General features: G+C 36.0%; 1 pseudogene. It reads right to left on the bottom strand.

The window, feature by feature from the left end:
• A pseudogene (gene mafI, locus Q9J79_RS10340) lies at positions 1-236 on the bottom strand (protein MafI); the annotation flags it as partial.

Raw genomic sequence — 236 nt, 5'->3', positions numbered from 1 at the left:
TCCACCACCGAATGAATACTTTTAGGCAATTGCAAAAAAGCATTCCAAGCAATTAAAGCAGTTTTAAAAGTATGCAGCGAACAGCTTAAATCAGGCCAGCCGTCTTCTTCATCAAATTCGTTGTGATAGAAAACTACTTTTTCAGCAGAAATATCCCAGCAAAAACCTTGTCCACCTCCTGAATAAACTTCATTGGGATTATTTTCTGCTTGATGGATAAATTCTAAATTTTCATC

Origin of the sequence: Neisseria viridiae, assembly GCF_962747995.1 — a bacterium.
Taxonomy (GTDB): domain Bacteria; phylum Pseudomonadota; class Gammaproteobacteria; order Burkholderiales; family Neisseriaceae; genus Neisseria; species Neisseria viridiae.
This window is presented reverse-complemented; position numbering and strand designations above follow the sequence as displayed.